At 67.2% G+C, this 21623-nt stretch carries 17 protein-coding genes; 8 read left to right on the top strand and 9 right to left on the bottom strand.

The genetic code is table 11. The features are described from left to right. Positions 1 to 345: 345 nt before the first annotated feature. From IG194_RS30630 to tpx, 5 genes are all read right to left on the bottom strand, one after another. On the bottom strand, positions 346 to 1833 hold the full coding sequence (locus IG194_RS30630; protein WP_058489846.1) for an efflux transporter outer membrane subunit: 1488 nt from the start codon (positions 1831 to 1833) through the stop codon (positions 346 to 348). Next, positions 1830 to 4940 carry a multidrug efflux RND transporter permease subunit gene (locus IG194_RS30635; protein ID WP_058489847.1) on the bottom strand — a complete coding sequence of 1037 codons (3111 nt, stop codon included), beginning with the start codon at positions 4938 to 4940 and terminating at the stop codon, positions 1830 to 1832. Before IG194_RS30635 ends, IG194_RS30630 begins: the two co-directional genes overlap by 4 nt. Then, complete coding sequence (locus IG194_RS30640) at positions 4940 to 8065, bottom strand: MdtB/MuxB family multidrug efflux RND transporter permease subunit (protein WP_058489848.1); 3126 nt, start codon at positions 8063 to 8065, stop codon at positions 4940 to 4942. Before IG194_RS30640 ends, IG194_RS30635 begins: the two co-directional genes overlap by 1 nt. Further along, the gene (locus IG194_RS30645) at positions 8062 to 9360 is read right to left on the bottom strand and encodes an MdtA/MuxA family multidrug efflux RND transporter periplasmic adaptor subunit (RefSeq protein ID WP_058489849.1); all 1299 of its coding nucleotides are present in this window, start codon (positions 9358 to 9360) and stop codon (positions 8062 to 8064) included. Before IG194_RS30645 ends, IG194_RS30640 begins: the two co-directional genes overlap by 4 nt. A 320-nt stretch (positions 9361 to 9680) precedes the next feature. Beyond that, entirely contained in the window at positions 9681 to 10181 is a 501-nt protein-coding gene (gene tpx, locus IG194_RS30650; RefSeq protein WP_009621821.1) for a thiol peroxidase, read from the bottom strand. A 600-nt stretch (positions 10182 to 10781) separates the two neighbouring features. Between tpx and IG194_RS30655 the strand changes: the two genes are divergently transcribed. After that, positions 10782 to 11255: a thermonuclease family protein gene (locus IG194_RS30655; RefSeq protein ID WP_009621820.1), complete on the top strand. Its 474-nt coding sequence runs from the start codon at positions 10782 to 10784 to the stop codon at positions 11253 to 11255. Positions 11256 to 11306: 51 nt separating this feature from the next. Here the strand turns inward: IG194_RS30655 and IG194_RS30660 are convergent, their stop codons facing one another. Beyond that, positions 11307 to 11915, bottom strand: a complete 609-nt coding sequence (locus IG194_RS30660; protein ID WP_043316694.1) for an FMN-dependent NADH-azoreductase — start codon at positions 11913 to 11915, stop codon at positions 11307 to 11309. 114 nt (positions 11916 to 12029) lie between these two features. Here IG194_RS30660 and IG194_RS30665 point away from each other — a divergent pair, with 114 nt between their 5' ends. Beyond that, on the top strand, positions 12030 to 12935 hold the full coding sequence (locus IG194_RS30665; RefSeq protein WP_058489850.1) for a LysR substrate-binding domain-containing protein: 906 nt from the start codon (positions 12030 to 12032) through the stop codon (positions 12933 to 12935). Between the two features lie 6 nt (positions 12936 to 12941). On the opposite strand, the gene IG194_RS30670 is transcribed toward IG194_RS30665, so the two are convergent. Both IG194_RS30670 and IG194_RS30675 read right to left on the bottom strand, forming a co-directional pair. Next, entirely contained in the window at positions 12942 to 13628 is a 687-nt protein-coding gene (locus tag IG194_RS30670; protein WP_058490989.1) for a DUF1294 domain-containing protein, read from the bottom strand. A 16-nt stretch (positions 13629 to 13644) separates the two neighbouring features. Beyond that, a complete protein-coding gene (locus IG194_RS30675; protein ID WP_009621814.1) occupies positions 13645 to 14475 on the bottom strand; it encodes an undecaprenyl-diphosphate phosphatase in 831 nt (276 codons plus the stop codon). A gap of 604 nt (positions 14476 to 15079) precedes the next feature. On the opposite strand from IG194_RS30675, the gene IG194_RS30680 reads away from it, so the two are divergent. The 6 genes from IG194_RS30680 (at position 15080) to IG194_RS30705 (ending at position 20024) form a co-directional block, all read left to right on the top strand. Further along, positions 15080 to 15526, top strand: coding sequence for a hypothetical protein (locus tag IG194_RS30680; RefSeq protein WP_058489851.1), 447 nt, complete (start codon positions 15080 to 15082; stop codon positions 15524 to 15526). Between the two features lies 1 nt (position 15527). Further along, positions 15528 to 16103, top strand: coding sequence for a hypothetical protein (locus tag IG194_RS30685; RefSeq protein ID WP_043316687.1), 576 nt, complete (start codon positions 15528 to 15530; stop codon positions 16101 to 16103). A gap of 52 nt (positions 16104 to 16155) precedes the next feature. Beyond that, on the top strand, positions 16156 to 17175 hold the full coding sequence (locus tag IG194_RS30690; RefSeq protein ID WP_009621808.1) for a hypothetical protein: 1020 nt from the start codon (positions 16156 to 16158) through the stop codon (positions 17173 to 17175). A 75-nt stretch (positions 17176 to 17250) separates the two neighbouring features. After that, positions 17251 to 17931 carry a C39 family peptidase gene (locus IG194_RS30695; RefSeq protein ID WP_009621806.1) on the top strand — a complete coding sequence of 227 codons (681 nt, stop codon included), beginning with the start codon at positions 17251 to 17253 and terminating at the stop codon, positions 17929 to 17931. 43 nt (positions 17932 to 17974) lie between these two features. Then, positions 17975 to 18709, top strand: a complete 735-nt coding sequence (locus IG194_RS30700) for a hypothetical protein (protein ID WP_009621804.1) — start codon at positions 17975 to 17977, stop codon at positions 18707 to 18709. A 55-nt stretch (positions 18710 to 18764) separates the two neighbouring features. Further along, positions 18765 to 20024, top strand: a complete 1260-nt coding sequence (locus IG194_RS30705; protein WP_043272906.1) for a hypothetical protein — start codon at positions 18765 to 18767, stop codon at positions 20022 to 20024. Positions 20025 to 20078: 54 nt separating this feature from the next. Here the strand turns inward: IG194_RS30705 and IG194_RS30710 are convergent, their stop codons facing one another. Then, entirely contained in the window at positions 20079 to 21416 is a 1338-nt protein-coding gene (locus IG194_RS30710; RefSeq protein ID WP_009621799.1) for a sigma-54 dependent transcriptional regulator, read from the bottom strand. Positions 21417 to 21623 lie beyond the last annotated feature (207 nt).

Here is a 21623-nt window from a genome sequence, read left to right on the forward strand (position 1 = left end):
AAACGGCGGATAACGCCGTAGGCGTTATGCGCCCTACGCCAGACCCGACCTTGACGTAGGGCGTATAACCGTTCGCGGTTATCCGCCGATACACCGGGGCCACAGCCAACGCCCAGGTCAGCCCCGGAGCCGCCGGGAACCGAGGTCAAACGGCGGATAACGCCGTAGGCGTTATGCGCCCTACGCCAGACCCGACCTTGACGTAGGGCGTATAACCGTTCGCGGTTATACGCCGATACACCGAGGCCACAGCCAACGCCCAGGTCAACCTCGGAGCCGCCGGGGACCGAGGCCAAACGGCGGATAACGCCGTAGGCGTTATGCGCCCTACGGAGAGGGGCGGGGTCAATCGGCCTTGGCCGCCTTCCCGCCTTCGGCGGCGATCTGGCCGGCGTCCCAGCCGCCGCCCATGGCGGCTATCAGTTGCACGCTGGCCACCAGGCGGTTGCCGTAGAGGCTCAGGACGTTGCGCTCGTTGGACAGCGCGGCGGTCTGGGTGGTGACCACGCTGTTGTAGTCCACGGTGCCGGCCTTGTACTGGTTGCTGGTCAGGCGCAGGGCTTCGCGGGCGGCGTCCAGGGCTTCGTTCTGCGCCCCGCTCTCCTCTTCCAGCACCTTGAGCTGGACCATGTAGTCCTCCACCTCGCGCATGCCGTCGAGCACGGTCTGGCGGTAGCTGGCCACGGTCTGGTCGTAGCTGGCCTCGGCCTGTTCCACCTGGGAGGAAACCAGGCCGCCGTCGAACAGCGTCATGGCGAACTGCGGGCCGATGGACCAGTAGCGGTTGGGCGTCTCGATCCAGTCGTGGAAACTGCCGCTGCGGTAGCCGCCGGCGGCGCTGAGGGTCAGGTCCGGGTACCAGGCGGCCTTGGCCACGCCGATCTTGGCGTTGGCCGAGATCACCTGGCGCTCGGCGGCGGCGATGTCCGGGCGCCGCTCCAGCAGCTGCGAGGGTACCAGCGCCGGGATCGCCGGCAGCTTCGGCACCTGGCCGGTGGCGGCCAGGCCGAAGTTGGCCGGGGCCTGGCCCACCAGCACGGCGATGGCGTGCTCCAGCTGCGCGCGCTGGTACTTGAGGTCGATGGCCTGGGCCTCGGTGCTCTTGAGCTGGGTGCGCGCCTGGGCCACGTCGGCCTTGGTGACGATGCCGGCGTTGTACTGGTTGGTGGTCAGCTTGAGCGCGCGCTCGTAGGCCTCGACCGTGTCGTTGAGCAGCTTGATCTGCTGGTCCATGACGCGCAGCTGCAGGTAGTTCTGCGCCAGTTGCGACTGCAGCGACAGGCGCGAGGCGGCCAGGTCCGCGGCGCTGGCGTCGCGGCTGGCGGTGTCGGCTTCCAACTGGCGGCGCAGCTTGCCCCACAGGTCCAGTTCCCAGCTCACGCCCAGGCTCGCGCTGTAGCTGTTGCTGATGCCACCGCTGCCGCCACTGCTGACCGTGGAGCCATCGGGCAGGCGGACGCTGCCGCTGCCACTGCCGCCCTGGCCGGAGCGGGTCTTGCCGACGTCGGCGCTGATGGTCGGGAAGAAGGAAGCGCGCGAGCCCTTCACCAGGGCCGCGGCCTGGCGGTAGGAGGCCTCGGACTGCGCCAGGGTCTGGTTGGCCTTGAGCAGGCGCTGCTGCAGGTCGTCCAGCACCGGGTCGGCGTACAGCGTCCACCACTGGCCGTGCCCCGCCAGGTCGGCCGGCTGCGCCTGGCGCCAGCCCTCGCCTTCCTTGAAGGCGGCCGGCACGCTCAGCTCGGGGCGCTTGTAGTCGGGGCCGACCGCGCAGCCGGCGAGCGCCGCGCACAGCGCCAGGGCGAGCAGGCTGCGGGATGGGTTCGGGCGGTTCATAGCGGAGTCTCCAGGGCGCCGTCGGTGCGCACGCCGCGCTTCTGGTTGACCCAGTGACGCAGGCGGTCGAGGTAGAGGTAGACCACGGGGGTGGTGTAGAGGGTGAGCAGCTGGCTGCCGATCAGGCCGCCGACGATGGTCATGCCCAGCGGGCGGCGCAGCGCGGCGTCGCCGCCGATGCCGAAGATCAGCGGCAGCGCGCCGAGGATGGCGGCCAGGGTGGTCATCATGATCGGCCGGAAGCGCTTCATGCAGGCTTCGAGGATGGCCTCGCGCGGCGACAGGCCGAGGGTGCGTTCGGCGTCCAGGGCGAAGTCGATCATCATGATGGCGTTCTTCTTGACGATGCCGATCAGCAGGATCACCCCGATCAGCGCGATCAGCGACAGCTCGGTGCGGAACAGCATCAGCGTCAGCAGCGCGCCCACGCCCGCCGAGGGCAGCGTGGAGAGGATGGTCAGCGGGTGCACGTAGCTTTCGTAGAGGATGCCCAGGACGATGTAGACCGCCACCAGCGCCAGCAGGATCAGCCAGGGCATGTCGTTCTGGGTGTCCTGCACGGCGCCGGCGTTGCCTTCGAAGCTGGCCTGGATCTCCAACGGCAGGTGCAGCGGCTCCAGCGCCGCCATCACCGCGTCGCGGGCCGGGCCGATGAGCGCGCCGGGGGCCAGGTTGAAGGAGAAGGTGGTGGCGGCGAACTGCCCCTGGTGGTTGACCGCCAGCGGCGCGCGGCTGGGCTCCACGTGGGTGAAGGCCGACAGCGGCACCTGCTGGCCGTCGGCGCCGATCACGTAGACCTGGCGCAGCTCTTCGGGGGTCTGCTGGAACGGCTGGTCCACCTCCATCACCACGTGGTACTGGTTCAGCGGGTTGAAGATGGTCGACACCTGGCGCTGGCCGTAGGCGTTGTTCAGCACCGCGTCCACCGCCGCCACGTCGATGCCGAGGCTGGCCGCGCGGTCGCGGTCGATCACCAGGCGGCTCTGCACGCCCTTGTCCTGGGCGTCGCTGTTGACGTCCACCAGTTGCGGGACCTTGTTCAGCACCGCCTCGACCTTCGGCGCCCAGTCGCGCAGCAGGGTGAGGTCGTCGCTGCGCAGGGTGAACTCGTACTGCGCGTTGCTCTGCCGGCCGCCGATGCGCACGTCCTGGCCGGCGGTGAGGTAGAGGTTGGCGCCGGGGATTTCCGCCAGCTTCTTGCGCAGCCGCGCGACTATGACCTCGGCGGAGTCGCGCTCGGTGATGGGCTTGAGGGTGACGAAGAAGGAGCCGGTGTTGCTCGACTGCCACCTGCCGCCGCCGACGAAGCCGACCACGTTCTCCACCCCCGGGTCCCGGGAGAGGATGTTGCGGAACTCCGCCATCTTCTTGTCCAGGGCCTGGAAGGAAATGCTCTGGTCGGCCACCGCGAAGCCGCGCAGGCGCCCGGAGTCCTGCTGCGGCAGGAAACCCTTGGGCACGATGGCGAACAGGTAGAGGTTCAGCGCGATGCAGCCGAACATGATCACCACCATCAGCCGCGAATGCTCCAGCGCCCAGGCGAGGCTGGCGCGGTAGCGCAGCATGAAGGCGACGAAGTAGCGGTTGCTCTGCCGCGCCACCGAGGCCTTCTGCGGCCGCTCGGCGCGGCGCAGCAGGCGCGCGCAGAGCATGGGCGTGAGCGTCAGGGAAACCACCAGCGAGACCAGGATGGCCGCCGCCAGGGTCACCGAGAATTCGCGGAACAGCCGCCCGGTGATGCCGCCCATGAGCAGCAGCGGGATGAACACCGCCACCAGCGAGAGGGTCATCGACAGCACCGTGAAGCTCACCTCGCGGGCGCCGCGGATGGCCGCCCGGATCGGGTGGTCGCCCTCCTCGATGCGCCGGGCGATGTTCTCCACCACCACGATGGCGTCGTCCACCACGAAGCCGGTGGCGATGATCAGCGCCATCAGCGACAGGTTGTTCAGCGAGAAGCCGCACAGGTACATGACGGCGAAGGTGCCCACCAGCGACACCGGCACCGCCAGGCTGGGGATCAGCGTGGCGCGGCCGTTGCGCAGGAACAGGTAGACCACCAGGATCACCAGCAGCACCGAGATCACCAGGGTCAGCTCGGCCTCCTCCAGGGAGGAGCGGATCGACGGGCTGCGGTCGTCCATGACGCTGAGCTTGACCTGCGGGCCGAGCACGTCCTGGATGATCGGCAGCTGCGCGTGGATGGCGTCGGTGGCCTCGATGATGTTGGCGCCGGGCTGGCGGGTGACGATCAGCAGCACCGCCGGCAGGTTGTCGGAGAAGCCGGCGTTGCGCACGTCCTCCACCGAGTCGCTGACCTTGGCCACGTCGCGCAGGCGCACCGCGGCGTTGGTCTCGGCGTTGTAGTGGATGATCAGCGGCGCGTACTCGCTGGCCTTGCGCAGCTGGTCATTGGCGTCCACCTGCCAGTGCCGCTCGCCGAACTCCAGGGCGCCCTTGGGCCCGGTGGCGTTGGTGTTGTCGATGGCGGTGCGCACCGTGTCCAGGGAAATGCCGTAGTGGCTGAGCTGGTCCGGGTTGACGTCCACCCGCACCGCCGGCAGCGAGGAGCCGCCGATGCTCACCTGGCCCACGCCCTTCACCTGGGACAGCTTGGGCGAGACGATGGTCGAGGCCAGGTCGTACATCTGCCCGCGGGTGTAGGTGTCCGAGGTCAGGGTGAGAATCATGATCGGCTGGTCCGACGGGTTCGCCTTGCGGTACGTCGGGTTGTTCGGCATGCCGGTGGGCAGCAAGCTCATGGCCGCGTTGATCGCCGACTGCACCTCGCGGGCGGCGCCGTCGATGTCCTTGGACAGGTCGAACTGGACGATGACGGTGGTGTTGCCCAGGGAACTGGTGGAGGTCATGTCGGTGACCCCGGCGATGCGCCCCAGCGAGCGCTCCAGCGGCGTGGCCACGGTGCTGGCCATGGTCTCCGGGCTGGCGCCGGGCAACGCCGCCTGCACCACGATGGTCGGGAAATCGACGTTGGGCAGCGGCGCCACCGGCAGCAGGCCGAAGGACAGCGCCCCGGCCAGCAGCAGCGCCAGGGTCAGCAGCAAGGTCGCCACCGGCCGCAGGATGAACGGGCGGGAGATGTTCATCAGCCCTGCTCCAGGCCTTCGTCGGGGCTGTTCACGTCCAGCCCGTGGCGCTTGCGCCAGTTGGCCCAGCGCAGCGCCAGGCGGTCGAAGTAGAGGTAGATCACCGGGGTGGTGAACAGCGTCAGCAGCTGGCTCAGCAGCAGGCCGCCGACCATGGTCACGCCCAGCGGCTGGCGCAGCTCGGCGCCGGCGCCGCCGGCGAGCATCAGCGGCAGCGCGCCCAGCAGCGCGGCCATGGTGGTCATCAGGATCGGCCGGAAGCGCAGCAGGCAGGCCTGGTAGATGGCCTCATGGGGCGGCTTGCCCTCGTTGCGTTCGGCGTCCAGGGCGAAGTCGATCATCATGATCGCGTTCTTCTTGACGATGCCGATCAGCAGGATGATGCCGATGATCGCCACGATGCCGATGTCCTGCCCGGCCAGCATCAGCGCCAGCAGCGCGCCCACGCCGGCCGAGGGCAGCGTGGAGAGGATGGTGATCGGGTGGATGAAGCTCTCGTAGAGGATGCCCAGCACGATGTACATGGTGACGATGGACGCCAGCACCAGCAGCAGGGTGTTGGACAGCGACGCCTCGAAGGCCTCGGCGGCGCCGCGGAAGCTGCCTTCCAGGCTGGCCGGCATCTGCATCTGCGCCTCGACGTCGCGGATGGCCTGCACCGCCTCGCCCAGGGCCACGCCCTTGGCCAGGTTGAAGGACAGCGTCGCCGAGGGGAACTGGGCGATGTGGTTGACCGCCAGCAGGGTGTGGCGCTCCTCCACCTTCGCCAGGCTCGACAGGCGCACCTGGGTGCCGTCGCTGGCCGGCACGTAGAGGTTCTCCAGCGACTGCGGGCCGAGCTGGAAGTCCGGCGCCACCTCCAGCACCACGCGGTACTGGGTGGCCTGGGTGAAGATGGTGGAGATCAGCCGCTGGCCGAAGGCGCTGTAGAGCACGCTGTCGATGCTCGACAGGCTCACGCCCAGGCGCGAGGCGGTGTCGCGGTCGATGTCGATGTAGGCCTGCAGGCCCTTGTCCTGCCAGTCGCTGGCCACGTCGGCCAGCTGCGGCAGCTGCTGCAGGCGCTCAACCAGCTTGGGCACCCACTCGGCGAGCACCTCGGGGTCGGCGTCCTGCAGGGTGAACTGGTACTGGGTGCGGGCGATGCGGTCCTCGATGGTGAGGTCCTGCACCGGCTGCAGGTACAGCTTGATGCCGGCGACCTTGTCCAGCTCCGGCTGCAGGCGGCGGATCACCTCGCTGGCGGTGAGGTCGCGCTCGCTGTGGGGCTTGAGGTTGATCAGCATGCGCCCGGTGTTGAGGGTGGCGTTGCTGCCGTCGACGCCGATGAACGACGACAGGCTCTCCACGTCCGGGTCGGCCAGGACTACCATGGCCAGTTCCTGCTGGCGGCTGGCCATGGCCTGGAAGGAGATCGACTGCGGCGCCTCGGCGATGCCCTGGATCACCCCGGTGTCCTGCACCGGGAAGAAGCCCTTGGGCATGAACAGGTAGAGCGCGGCGGTCAGCAGCAGGGTGCCGATGGCCACCAGCAGGGTCAGCCCCTGGTGGCGCAGCACCACGCGCAGGGCGGCGGCGTAGCGCTCGATCATGCGCTCGATGAAGCGCCCGGCGGCGCGGGCGAAGCGGCCTTCCTGCTCCGGCTCGATGTGTTTGAGCAGCTTGGCGGCGAGCATCGGCGTGAGGGTCAGGGAGACGAAGCCGGAAATCAGGATGGCCACCGCCAGGGTCACGGCGAACTCGCGGAACAGCCGCCCGGCCACGTCGCCCATGAACAGCAGCGGGATGAGCACGGCGATCAGCGAGAAGGTCAGCGAGATGATGGTGAAGCCGATCTGCCTGGAGCCCTTGAGCGCCGCGTCCAGGGGGCTGTCGCCCTGCTCCAGGTAGCGGGCGATGTTCTCCACCATGACGATGGCGTCGTCCACCACGAAACCGGTGGCGATGGTCAGCGCCATCAGCGTCAGGTTGTTGATGGAGAAGCCGGCCAGGTACATGACGCCGAAGGTGCCGATCAGCGACAGCGGCACGGCGAAGCTGGGGATCAGCGTGGCCGAGAGGTTGCGCAGGAACAGGAAGGTGACCATCACCACCAGGCACACGGCGAGGAACAGCTCGAACTGCACGTCGGCCACCGAGGCGCGGATGGTGGTGGTGCGGTCGGTGAGCACCGTGACTTCCAGGTTGCCCGGCAGGGTCGCCTGCAGCTGCGGCAGCATCTTCTTGACGCTGTCCACCACCTCGATGACGTTGGCCCCCGGCTGGCGCTGGATGTTCAGCACCACCGCCGGGGTGTCGTTGGCCCAGGCGGCCAGGCGCACGTTCTCGGCATCGTCCTCGACGCTGGCGACGTCGCGCACGCGCAGCGGCGAGCCGTTCTTGTAGGCGATGATCAGGTCGCGGTAGGCGTCGGCGGACTTGAGCTGGTCGTTGGCGTCGAGGGTCGAGGAGCGCGTCGGGCCGTCGAAGCTGCCCTTGGGCCCGTTGAGGTTGTTGCTGGTGATTGTGCTCTGCAGGTCTTCCAGGCTCAGCCCGGCGGCGGCCAGGGCCGCGGGGTTGGCGCGGATGCGCACGGCCGGGCGCTGGCCGCCGCTGATGCTGACCAGGCCGACGCCGGAGATCTGCGAGATTTTCTGCGCGAGGCGCGTATCGACCAGGTCCTGGATCTTCGGCAGCGGCATGTCCGGGGACATCACCGCCAGGGTCAGGATGGGCGCGTCGGCCGGGTTGACCTTGCTGTACACCGGCTGGTTGGGCAGGTCCTTGGGCAGCAGGCTCTGCGCGGTGTTGATCGCCGCCTGCACTTCCTGCTCGGCCACGTCCAGGTCGACCTGCAGGCTGAACTGCAGGGTGATCACCGAGGCGCCGCCGGAGCTGGTGGAGGACATCTCGTTGAGCCCGGGGATCTGCCCCAGCTGGTTCTCCAGCGGCGCGGTGACCGACGAAGTCATGATGTCCGGGCTGGCGCCGGGATACAGGGTGACCACCTGGATGGTCGGGTAATCCACCTCCGGCAGCGCCGAGATCGGCAGGAAGCGGTAGGCGATGATGCCCGACAGCAGGATCGCCACCATCAACAGCGTGGTGGCGACCGGCCGCAGGATGAACAGGCGCGACGGGTTCATTCGCTCTTACCGCTGTCCTGGGCCGGGGAGCCCGAGCCGAAGGGTTTCGGCGAGGCCGCCTCGCCCTCCTCGGTGGCGGCGGCGCGAGCCTGTTCGTCGCTGGCGACTATGTGCAGGAGGGTGCCGTCGCGCAGGCGGTCGGTGCCCTCCACCACCACGCGCTGGCCTTCCTTCAGGCCCTCGGTGATGACCACCCGCTCGTTCTCGCTGGTGCCCAGGCTGACCAGCTGGCGCTTGGCCTTGTTCCCGGCGTCGGCGATGTACACGTAGGTGCCGTCGTTGCCGCGCTGCACGGCGTTGGCCGGGATGGTCAGCACGCCATGCAGGGTCTCGGCGAGCAGGCGCACGTTGACGAACTGGTTGGGGAACAGCTTCTGGTCGGCGTTCTCGAAGACGGCCTTGAGCTTGACCGTGCCGGTGGTGGTGTCGATCTGGTTGTCGAGGGTCTTGAGCACGCCGCTGGCGAGGGTCAGGTTCTGGTTGCGGTCCAGCGCCTCCACCGGCACCGGCTGGCTGCCGGACAGCTGGCGGGCGACGGTGCCCAGCTGCTGCTGCGGCAGGCTGAATACCACGGAGATCGGCTTGACCTGGGTGATCACCACCAGCGGCGTGGTGTCGCCGGAGGTGACCAGGTTGCCGACGTCCACCTGGCGCAGGCCGACACGGCCGGAGATGGGCGCGCGCACCTGGGTGAACTCGAGGTTGAGCTTGGCGTCGTCGACCTGGCCCTGGTTGGTGCGCAGGGTGCCTTCGTACTGGCGCACCAGCGCTTCCTGGGTGTCGAGGGTCTGCTTGGCGATGGAGTCCTCGGCGTACAGGCCCTTGTAGCGCGCCAGGTCGATCTGCGCGTTCTTCAACTGCGCCTGGTTCTGCTGCAGGGTGCCCACCGCCTGGTCCAGCGCCGCCTGGAAGGGCCGCGGGTCGATCACCGCGAGGACGTCGCCGGCCTTGACCTGCTGGCCTTCCTGGAACGGCACCTTGACCAGTTGGCCGCTGACCCGCGCCCGCACGTTCACCGTGTTGTAGGCGGTGACGGTGCCCAGCGCGTGGTAGTGCACCGGCAGGTCGCCCTTGGCCACCGGCGCCACGCTGACGGTGATGGCCGTGCCGCCCGGCCCGCGCCCGGCCATGGCCGCCCCGCGAGCGCCGCGCCCGCCGCCGGCCTGGGGCTCCGGCGCCGAACTGGTCTTGTGCAGCCACATGCTCAGCCCCACCACGGCGGCGAAGACGGCGGCGGTGATCAGCCAGGGGCGCAGCTTGCGGAGTTTCGAGGGCGTTCCATTGCTTGGAGTCATAGCGGTCATCAGGCGGCCAAAGGTTGGGATGATAACGAGGCGCAAGGCAAAGCGCCGCATCCACGACGCGGCGCCCACACTTCTATACCTTCAGGGTCGAACGATAAGCACAGCAAGGCGCCGGGCAAAGTCTCTTTACCCGCTATTTACCTTTGTTTTACCGAGAGTTACGGCGCCTGGGCGAGGTTGCGCCGCAACTGTTGCCACAGCAGCAGGGCCAGGGCTGCTGCTCCCCGCACAACGCCAAAAACGAAGATGCCGCCCGGCCATTGGGCGGGGCGGCATCCGGGGCCTGCGGCAGCCGGGGCTGCGGCGGGCGATCAGCTCAGCGCGGCGACGGCGGCGGCGTAGTCGGGCTCGTCGGCGATCTCACCGACCAGTTGGCTGTGCAGCACCTGGTCGTTCTCGTCCAGCACCACTACGGCACGGGCGGCCAGGCCGGCCAGCGGGCCGCTGGCGATGGCCACGCCGTAGTTGGCCAGGAAGTCGGCGCCACGCATGGTCGACAGGTTGACCACGTTCTCCAGGCCTTCGGCGCCGCAGAAGCGCTTCTGGGCGAACGGCAGGTCGGCGGAGATGCACAGCACCACGGTGTTGGCCAGTTTGCTGGCCTCGACGTTGAACTTGCGCACGGAGGTAGCGCAGGTAGGGGTGTCGACGCTGGGGAAGATGTTCAGCACCTTGCGCTTGCCGGCGAAGTTCTCCAGGGTCACGTCGGCCAGGTCGCCGCCGACCAGCTTGAAGGCCGGGGCCTTTTCGCCTTTCTGCGGCAGTTTGCCGTCGACGTTGATCGGGGAGCCCTTGAGGGTGACTTGAGCCATTGCGGTATTCCTTCTATCGAGGGGATGGCCCCGCCGGAGAGGTCGGCGGGGCCGGGGATTTCGGGGCCGGGCGTCATCCTAGCATGAACTTGTCCGAGTGAATCTGTCGGGAATGACGGGGTAAGGTGAGGCGTATCAGGATGACTCAGGATTCTCCCCCCACTCCGAACAGCCCCCTCTCCCTCCGGGAGAGGGCAACGGACTTCGCCCACACACTCTGCCAAACCTCTACTCCGCTCCCCCTCCCTAACCCTCCCCCGCAAGCGGGAGAGGGAACCGTTCGGCATGAAGCGCAATCACCAGGCTCCCTGAACCACAATGCGCAAACCGCAGGCGAACGGCTCCAGGAAAGCACGGTCGTAGGAGCAACTGTCTTGCGGGCCGCACCGGGGCGCTCTTCGTAGGATGGGTTGAGCTTGCGAAACCCATGCGGTTGCGCTGATGGGTATCGCTTCGCTCAACACCATCCTACGAAAAGCCATGCTCACTCATGCGGCAGGAGCGGACTCTGTCCGCGATCACCCCACCAGCCGCACCGGACCATCCGACGACACAGCCCCATTGCGACGCTATCCTGCAACCACACCCTCAGGAGGCTCCATGCGACCGCTTTATCCCGCCCTGCTCCTCGCCCTCTCCCTCCCCGCTCTCGCCCAGTCCGACGGCCCCTGCCAGGTCACCGCCGTCGCCAGCGGCGATCGCCTGACCTGCCGCCTGGCCGAGCGCAGCGTCGATGTGCGTCTGCGCGGCATCGAGGCGCCCAGGGCCGGCGAACCCTATGCCCAGGCTTCCCTGGACAACCTGCGGCGCCTGGCCGAGGGCCGCAGCGCCACCCTGGTGCTGCCGCGCGAGGAAGCTGCCGGTGCGCTCAGCGCCGCCGTATGGGTGGAGCCCGCGGACTGTCCGGGCTGCGGCCATACCCTGGACGTCGGCCGGGCGCAGCTTGCCGTGGGCATGGCGCGCTGGCGGGTGGACGATCCCCAGGGCGAGGAAGAGCGCGCCCAGTACAACTTCGAGGAACAGGAAGCGAAGGCGCGCAAGGTCGGCCTGTGGCGGCCGGCGCGCACGCCCTGAAAGCACGAAGCCCCGGCACTGCCGGGGCTTCGTCGTTCCACTCGCAGCGGATCAGGCGCTGGCGAAGGTCGAGGCGATCTCGGCGCGGGCGCCCTTGATGGCGTTGGCGCGCGGTTCCTCGCCGTAGGCCAGGCCCTCGGCGCGGATCACTTCGATGTCGGTGATGCCGAGGAAGCCCAGCACCAGCTTCAGGTAGTCCTCGTGGGCGGCGCCGCTCGGCTGGCCGGCGTGCAGGCCGCCGGCGGTGGAGACGATGATCACCTTCTTGCCGCCAGCCAGGCCCTGCGGGCCGTTCTCGGTGTAGCGGAAGGTCTTGCCGGCCACGGCGATGCGGTCGATCCAGGCCTTCAGCTGGCTGGGCACGGTGAAGTTGTACATGGGCGCGCCTATGACGATAGCGTCGGCGGCGAGGAACTCCTCGATGCTGTTCTCGCCCAGGGCGGCTTCGTGCTTCTGCGCGGCGTCGCGCAGTTCCGCCGGGGTGCCGGCGGCGACCAGGCTGGCGGCGGACAGGTGGCTGATGGCGTCGGCGGCCAGGTCACGGTAGGTCACCTGTACGCCCGGCTCGGCGGCGGCCCAGGCCTGGACCACTTCCTGGCTGAGCTGGCGGGAGGCGGAGGCGTCGCCGAGGATGCTGGAATCGATGTGCAGAAGTTTCATGGGGTGGCTCCTGTGAATGGGGGTAGGAAGCGATGGGATGGATGCTACGCATGTAGCCAATGAGCGATAAGTCGGCAAAAATGCGATGAATCGTCCCACCAGCAGGACAATCCCATGCAGGACCTCAACGATCTCTTCTATTTCGCCAAGGTGGTGGAGGCCGGTGGCTTCGCCGCCGCGGGCCGCGAACTGGGGCTGCCGAAGTCGCGGTTGTCGCGGCGCGTCGCCGAGCTGGAGGCGCGCCTGAACGCGCGCCTGCTGCAGCGCACCACGCGCAAGCTGGCGCTCACCGACATCGGCGAGCGCTACTACCGGCACTGCCAGGCGATGCTGGTGGAGGCGGAGATGGCCGACGAGGTGGTCGCCCAGCTCAGCGCCGAGCCCCGCGGGCGGGTGCGCCTGTCCTGCCCAGTGGCGATGGCCGAGACGTCGCTCAACGCCATGCTGCCGGGCTTTCTCGCCAGCTATCCGCAGGTCAACCTGGAGCTGCTGCTGACCAACAGGCGCGTCGACCTGGTCAACGAAGGCGTGGACGTGGCGCTGCGCGTGCGCGCCCCCGGCGACGAGGACCCGTCGCTGGTCACCCGCCGCCTGCGCCCGGCCGCTGCGGTGCTGGTGGCCGCGCCGGAGCTGCTGCGCGGCCGCCGGTTGCAGGGCCCGGACGACCTGGCCGGGCTGCCGGTGCTGGGCGCCATCGGCAACGACCGCAAGGTGCACCTGCAGTTGCACGGCCCCGGCGGCGCAGTCCGCGAACTGGCCCTGGAAGCGCGCCTGGCGGCGGAAGACTTCAACCTGCGCAAGAACGTGGCACTGGCCGGCCTGGGCATCACCACCCTGCCCCTCTATTACTGCCTGGAAGAACTGGCCAGCGGCCAACTGGTGCGGGTGCTGCCCGACTGGCAGGAACCGGCGGCCTTTATCCAGGCGGTGTACCCACACCGGCGCGGCCTGCTGCCGGCGGTGCGGGCGCTGATCGATTACCTGGCCGAGGGCTTCGGCCGCAGCGACGAACCGCTGTAAGGCGGCTCAGAACGCCGGCAGTACCCGCGCCAGCAGCACGCCACCGAGCAGGCGGTCCAGCCAGAACACCTGGTGCAGCAGCACTATCGCCCAGAACACCAACTGGTAGCTGGGCTTGCGCGTCTTGTGGCGCAGCAGGCGCTGGGCCAGGAAGGCGCCCGGCCAGCCGCCCAGCAGTTCCAGCAGGTGCAGGGTCTGTTCCGGCGTGCGCCAGGCGCCCTGCTCGGCGCTGCGCTTGTCGCGCCAGTAGGCGAAGAAGACGACCAGGCTGAACAGCGGGTAGGCCAGCAGCCACCAGGGCGCGGCGCCGGCGAGCAGCAGGCGGCCGGCGCCGACCGCAGGCAACAGCAGCAAGGCGGCGAGCCAGCCCAGCGCCCTGCCCCAGCCGTTCGGCCGGGACGGCTCGGCGATCTGCCGGCCGCTGCGGACCTTGGCGCGGGTCGCAGGCGCCGCCGGCTTGCGGCGGATCTCGGGCAGGTCCACGGCCAGCCCGGCCAGGCGCGCATGTTCGGCGCGCGGGCGGCCCTGGCGATCGGAACCCGCGACGAAGCGCACCGCATCGCCGGCCTGGGGCCGGCGGTCGCCGCGGAATGCCGAGATGTGCAGGAAGAGTTCCTCGCCGCCGGCGCGCGGGCGGATGAAGCCGAAGCCCTTGTCGTCGTCCCAGCGGCTGATGACGCCGTCCTTTTCCATGTTCATCCGCGCGGCCTCAGGGAGCGGCGCTGCTCCAGTCGATCAGGCTGAACTGCCAGGTCGCCAGGATCAGCAGGCCGAAGCCGATGCGGTACCAGGCGAACATCGCGTAGCTGTGGTTGGCGATGAACTTCAGCAGCCCGCGCACGGCGATCATGGCGAAGATGAAGGAGGTGACGAAGCCCACGGCGAACACCGGCAGGTCGCTGGGCTGGAACAGGTCGCGGTACTTGTAGCCGGAATAGACGGCGGCGCCGACCATGGTCGGCATGGCCAGGAAGAAGGAGAACTCCGTGGCCGCCTTGCGCGACAGGCCGAACAGCAGGCCGCCGATGATGGTGGCGCCGGAGCGCGAGGTGCCGGGGACCAGCGCCAGGCACTGGGCGCAGCCGACCTTCAGGGCGTCCTTCCAGGTCATGTCGTCGACGCTCTCGGCGCGGATGCGGTGCTCGCGCTTCTCGGCCCAGAGCATGACTACCCCGCCGACCACCAGCGCAGCCGCCACCGTGATGGGGTTGAACAGGTAGTGGTGGATCAGGTCGGCGAAGGCCACGCCCAGCACCACGGCGGGGAAGAAGGCGACCAGCAGGTTGACGGTGAAACGCTGTGCGCGAGGCTGGCTGGGCAGGCCGCAGATGACCTCGAGGATTTTGCCGCGGAACTCCCAGACCACCGCCAGGATGGCGGCCAGCTGGATGATGATGTTGAAGGCCTGGGCCCGCTCACCGACGAAGCCCAGCAGGTCGGCGACTATGATCTGGTGCCCGGTGCTGGACACCGGCAGGAACTCGGTCAGCCCCTCGACCACTCCCAGGACGAACGCCTGAAAGGCATTCCAAAACTCCATACTGCTTCCCCCGAAGGCGCATTTTTCGTGTTTCTTCTGTTTTGTGTGCAGCCATCCGGCCCCGCTGGTGGGCCCGACGAAAGGCTGGGCATGCTACTGCATTGCAGTGCCGCGGGTCAGCGTGTAACGAAAATTTCTCGCATCTGCGCAACCCACCCTCCGGCCCTGGCCGCGAACAGGCGGTGGAATGAGACAGGCAGCGCTCGCGATCATTCCCTTAACACTCGCATTCCCTTCGCTAAGCCCTTGAAATGAAAAGTGCACATTCGTACCAAAAGCCCCTCTGAGTGGCCATCATGTATCAGCCCTGAAACAGCCCGAGAGTGCTCAGCCTCAGGAATGACGCAAACAACGATGGCATCACGAAAAACTGTTTCAACGCTGATACGCCTGCACGCAAAGCCCCATTCCAGAGGGCTTGCCCCACTTTTGGCGGGGATGGCCACCCGCCCTTCTGTCTCAACGGCGAAACAGGTTTCTCTCAGAGGTTTCTGTCAGTAATTCGTAAGCCCATGAATTTCAAGCGATAAGCAAAAGCGGCACGGCTTCTGCTCCATCCCGGTACTGCTGTTTAGGGCACAGCGCACCAGAAGGGATCGCCATCATGGGGAACATCGACTCAAGGATCGTCGGACTGCTCGCCTCCCTCGCCTGCATGACCGCTGCTGCGTTGCCGCCGACGGTCCAAGCGGGTGACGGCACCATCGTCATCCAGCGCACCGTACAGCCACGGGTCGCCACCCGCCCGACCATGGTGCCCGATCCGAATCCGATCACCGTCAATCCGAACATCTCCGCCCAGATCAACCGCCAGGTCGGCAACGCCGAACTGGATGACGCCGAGTTCGCCCGCGTCACCAGCGGTTCGAGCCTGTCCCAGCGGATTCTCCCGGGCGGCAACCTGGTGGGCATGGACAACGGCGCCAACCAGACGCTGCAGTCCGGCAGCCTGGGTGGCGGCGGCGGCAGTGGCGCCGGTATCTCCAACTCGGTCAATCGCACCGTGCAGCAGGGCCTGTCGCCGCTGCGCATGCTGACGGGAGATCGCTGACATGAAAGCACGCCTGCCCCTTCTCGCCCTGCTCTGCTGCTCCAGCGCCTTCGCCGCCGACCCGCAGCTGGTGAACAACGCCAGCATCGACAACGCCGGGCGCGGCTACAACGGTGTGGCCAGCGTCAACCAGGCCGCCGGCGACGAACAGCAACAGGCCAACGGCCGCGCCATCGCCATCGGCACCAGCGGCGGCGCCAGCACCCGGTTCCAGCAGAGCGTCATCACCACTGCCGACCCGAGCCAGGCCGCCAAGGCCTCGATCACCGGCAACTCATTCTCCAACGGCAGCGGCGCCCTGGGCGTGAACCAGGCCGCCGGTACCGCCAACCAACAGGTCAACGCCATGAGCATCAGCGTCACCGCGGTGCCTCAGAGCGTCGACGACAACGTGCTGTCGCAGCAGAACATCACGTTGTCCCAGAACTCCGGCCCAGCCGGTTCCACCATGGGCAGTCGGCAGGTCGTCACCAGCGACCAGGCATTCGCCGGCAGCCGGGGGGTGGTCCAGGTGAGCCAGAGTGCCGGTATCGGCAATCGCATTGCCAATACCTTGAGCATCCGGGTCGCAGATTGACCCACGCCAACAACCAGAAACACTAAGCACACTAAATGCAAGGAGATACACCATGAAACCTACAATGGCCCTCAAGCCTCTGGTTTTCGCTGTTACGGCAGTCATGGCTGTAAGTGTTTACGCAGGCAATGACCATGATCGTGACCGTCGCCACGGCCATGACCACGACAACCATCACGGCCAACAGCAGTACGATCCGTACAAGGATCCGCGGATTCAGGCCGGCGCCAGCGCTACCGTTACCGATAGCCAGAACAGCTACGACAACAACGTCATCAACCAGGGGACCAAGAACACCGCAGGTGTCAGCAACTCCCTGGGTGGCGCTTCGGGCAACGTCGGGGCCAACGTCGCCGCTGGCGACATGAACCAGCAGGCCAATGCCGCCGCGCTGGCCACCGCGGATGAACACTTCATCTTCGGCTCCGCCTACGCGTCCACTTCGGTGACCCAGACCAACACCAACAACACTGCCTGGAACTTCTCCACCGCCAACAACGCCGCTCTGAACAACTCGGCCAACGGCGCCTCGGGCAACGTCGGCATCAACATCGCCGCCGGCAACTACAACCAACAGAAAAACGACATGGCCGCCGCCGTTTCCGGTGGGCGCCTGGCCGGTGCCAACAGCGGCGCCAGCCAGACCTCCAGCGGCAACAACGTAGCCAACCTGGGCATCGCCACCTTCGACACCAAGACCCTCAAGTCCAGCTTCTACGCTCATGGCACCTATCAGGGCCATGGCTCGGGCGTAGTGCTGGATGACCCGGAAAAAGGTGGTCATCACGACTACAAAGACAACGACCGCAACAAAGTGGACAAGGATCCGCTGTACTTCAGCGAGTCGGGCTCCATCGATCTGCGTGGCCAGGCTACCTATCAGGTCCTGGTTCCCAGCGGCTGGAAGGACCCGGTCGTGAACAACGCTTCCATCAACAGCTCGCTCAACGGCGTGTCGGGTAACGTAGGCGTGAACGTTGCTGCCGGCGTCGGCAACCAACAGAGCAACTCGCTGTCCATCGCCGCCGGTTGCCAGGCTTGCGTAAGCACTGGCGCAGTCACTGGCTTCTAAGCGACATCGTGCTGTACCTGGAGGCTCCGGCAACGGAGCCTCCCCTTTCTCAGCGCTGGCATAGGCGTCACGATCATGCGCACGCTCGCTTTCCTGCTCCTCGCACTCTGCTCCGGCCTGCTCCAGGCCGCGCAGCTGCCCTTCGCCATACTGCCCGGGGGCACGCTGGCCTATAAGCACGTGGAGAGCATCCGCGAACGTCGCTTCAGCAACCTGGTGGAGCAGAAGACCGACTTCAGCTGCGGCGCCGCCGCACTGGCCACCATCCTGCGCACCGGCTACAACCTCGACGTCGACGAGGAGTTCGTCATCCGCGGCATGCTGGTCAAGGCCGACCCCCAACTGGTGCGTACCCAGGGATTCTCCATGCTGGACATGAAGACCTACCTGGAAAGCATCGGCATGCGGGCCCGCGGCTACCGCATCCCGGTCTCCTCCCTGGAGAAGCTGACCATTCCGGTGATCGTGCTGCTGGACGTGCGTGGCTACAAGCATTTCGTCGTGCTGCAGCGCACGCACAACGGCCACGTCTACGTGGGCGACCCCGTGCTCGGCCACAAGCGCTACACGGAAGAAGATTTTCTCAAGGGCTGGAACGGCATCATCTTCGCCATCATCGGCCCCGGCTACGACAGGGCCAACGCCCTGATGAGCCCGCCGGAACCGCTGACCGCGAAGAACCGCCTCGATACCTTCCGCCCCGTCAAGGACGCGGAGCTCATGGATTTCGGATTCATCCAGAGCGACTTCCTGTGAGCCAAACGATAACGAGAGGTGGGATCCTCTCGGGGAGCGAACGATGAGAACCATTCCGCTGCTCGCCACCGCCTGCCTGGTGGCCAGCCTGCCGATCCAGGCCTCCGAGATATTCCGGCCGATCGAGCTGCACGACCAGGAGCTGGCCCAATTGCGCGGCCGCTACGTCATGCCCGGGCGCATCATCAGCTTCGGCATCGTCATGAGCAGTACCTGGAAAAACGCCGTCGGCGACAACATCGGCGCCAAGGTGAGCATGCAGATCCAGGAATCCACCATCAAACCGCAGTTCTACGTCACCACCACCAAGGAAACCGGCAACGGCGGCACACCCTCGGCCGCGACCGGCAGCATCGTCGGTGGCGCGGGGCTCAACCAGACCCAGGGCGTCACCCAGAGCGCACGCTCGGCGGGTGACTACAACACCGCCTACAACAATGTCGGCATCAACGTGAGCGAAGCCGACCAGGCGCCCGCCGCAAGCAACCAGGGCACGCCCCTGAACGGCCCGGTCAGCGCCAGCAACGGCGCCGGCACCGTCACCGTGTCCCCCGGCAACGGGAACATCCAGTTGGCGATCAACGCCAACGGCCAAGGCTCGAGCCTCCAGCAACTGGGGGCCGGCGGCCTGGTGCAGGCCACCAACCTGCTGGGTAGCAGCAACCTGGTCAACAACCTCACCCAGCTGAACGTGGTCCTGCGTAACAACGCACCTTCCGTCGGAGCGCTGGATTGCAATCTCGACCAGCTCAAGGGCCTGCGATCCATGGGAATGTGATCTACGCTCAGTGGCGGAAGTAGTGCCCAAACGATAAAGATAGGGATAGCGCGCCATGCACCGATCGCTCACGCTTCGCACTGCAATCTGTGTATCCGCTTTGCTCCCCTCGGCCTTCGTCCATGCTGCGACGGAGGCCGAGGTGGAGGCTCTGAAACAGGAACTCATCGAGCTCAAGCAACGCTACGAGTCGCAACAGAAAGCGCTCATGGTGCTCGAGCAGCGGGTTCGCCAGGTAGAGGAACAGCCGGCGGCGACCCCGGCGCAGCCCAAACGCCTGGTCACGGCCACCAACAAGCCGACGCCGCCGGGCACCGGAAGCTCCTACGGCGAATCGCTCAAGGACGACAGCAACAACCCGCCCAAGAGCGTGGAGAACCTCTACGACGAGGCCAGCGGCTTCTTCGGCAACGGCGCCTTCAGCTTCGAGACGGGCCTGACCTACACCCACTACGACACCAAGCAGCTGATCCTCAACGGCTTCCTGGCGCTGGACACCATCTTCCTGGGCAACATCGGCGTGGACAACATCAAGGCCGACAACTGGACCCTGGACCTGACCGGCCGCTACAACTGGAACAACCGTTGGCAGTTCGACATCAACGTGCCCGTGGTCTACCGCGAGAGCACCTACTCCTCGGCCGGCGCCGGCAACTCCACCGCGCAGTCCACCGACGAGAAGGTCGACCGCGACCCGACCCTGGGCGACGTCAACTTCGGCATCGCCTACAAGTTCATGGACGAGACCGAATCGCGCCCGGACGCGGTGTTCAGCCTGCGGGTGAAAGCCCCCACCGGCAAGGACCCCTACGGCATCAAGCTGGTCCGCGCGCCGGACAACGACAGCCTCAACGTGCCCGACGACCTGCCCACCGGCAACGGCGTCTGGTCCGTCACCCCGGGCATCTCGCTGGTCAAGACCGTCGACCCGGCGGTGCTCTTCGCCAGCCTGAGCTACACCCACAACTTCGAGCGCGACTTCAGCGACATCAGCCCGCAGCAGGGCACCAAGCTCGGCGGCAAGGTGGACCTGGGCGACTGGTTCCAGGTCGGCGCCGGCGTGGCCTTCGCGCTGAACGAAAGGACCAGCATGTCGTTCTCCTTCTCCGACCTGATCTCGCAGAAGAGCAAGCTCAAGCCCGACGGCGGCGACTGGCAGTCGATCACCGACAGCGACGCCAACGCGGCCTACTTCAACTGGGGCCTGACCTACGCCTGGAGCAACAACCTGACCATAGTGCCGAACCTGTCCATCGGCATCAGCCCCGATGCCCCGGACTTCAGCTTCAGCGTCAAATTCCCCTACTACTTCTGAACCCCGCACACGACAACGGCCCCTTTCGGGGCCGTTGTCGTTGCTGCACCCTGCTCAGCGCAGCTGGTGCTTGTGCAGCAGGCGGTAGAAGGTCGGCCGCGAGATGCCCAGCATGCGCGCCGCCAGGCTCAGGTTGTCGCCGTGGCGGGCCAGGGCGTCGCACATGGCCTGGCGCTCGGCGCCCAGCTTGTACTCCTCCAGGGTCACCAGCGGCACCTTGCCGGAGCCGCCGCGCTGGCGCTCCAGGCCCAGGTCGCGGGCCTCGATCTGCCTGCCTTCGGCCAGCACCAGGCCACGGCGCACGCGGTTGGCCAGCTCGCGCACGTTGCCCGGCCAGGCGTGCTCGGCCATCGCCGCCAGGGCGTCGTCGCTGAAGCGCCGCGGGCGGCGGCCGGTCTCGACGCTATAAAGGTGGGCGAAGTGGTTGGCCAGCAGCGCCAGGTCGCCATTGCGCTCGCGCAGCGGCAGGGTGGAAACCTGCAGCACGTTCAGACGGTAGTACAAGTCCTCGCGGAAGCTGCCGGTGCGGATGGCGTTCTCCAGGTCCAGGTGGGTGGCCGCCAGCACGCGCACGTCCACGGCGATGGGCTGGCTGCCGCCGACGCGCTCGATCTGCTTCTCCTGCAGCACCCGCAGCAGGTTGGCCTGCAGCTCCAGCGGCAGGTCGCCGATCTCGTCGAGGAACAGGGTGCCGCCGTTGGCCTGCTCGAAGCGGCCGATCTTGCGCTGGTGCGCGCCGGTGAAGGCGCCCTTCTCGTGGCCGAACAGCTCGGACTGGATCAGGTGCTCGGGAATCGCCCCGCAGTTGATCGCGATGAACGGCCGGTTGGCCCGCCGCGACTGGCGGTGCAGGGTGCGCGCCACCAGCTCCTTGCCGGTGCCGCTCTCGCCGCGGATCAGCACCGGCGACTCGGTGGGCGCGAACTTCGCCAGCAGGCGGCGCAGCTCCTGCATCGAGCGGCTCTCGCCGAGCAGCTCGTGCTGGTGCTCCAGGCTGTGGTAGGTGCCGCCGCGCCCGCGCAGGCGCGCCATGCCGAAGGCGCGGCCGAGGGTGACCTGCACCCGCGCCACGTCGAACGGCAGGGTATGGAAATCGAAGAACCATTCGCAGACGAAATCGCCCACCTCCTGGATGGGCAACGCGTCCGGGCTGAGCACCGCGATCCACTCGGTGCCGCTGCGGGTGATGAGGTCCTTCACCGACTCCGGGCGCTCCAGGTGTTGCGGATGCAGACGCAGCAGGCCGACGTCGCAGTTGCGTTCGCTCGCCACGTCGAGCCCGCAACTGTCTACCTCCCACCCTGCTGCCCGGAGCCCGGGCAATAATCGCTGGCAGTCATCGCAGGGATCGACCACCAGCAGGCGACGCCGTTTCGACGCTACTTCGAGCATGCTCCCTTCCTTGGCGCCATTTTTTTGAAAAACTTTATAAAACAGAAACTTGGCGCTCCAAGTTGTAAAGCTAGCAATATCTTGACGCGCCCATTGACCGTTTTCCTATAAGGCCGATGCCGAAACGATCTCAGCAGCCCGTTCCGGCCTATTGACTTATGCCGAAAGCCTCTGGGAAAGCCCTCCTTCATGCCCTTTCCACTCACC

This window comes from Pseudomonas sp. ADPe (assembly GCF_014843515.1).
Classification (GTDB): domain Bacteria; phylum Pseudomonadota; class Gammaproteobacteria; order Pseudomonadales; family Pseudomonadaceae; genus Pseudomonas; species Pseudomonas citronellolis.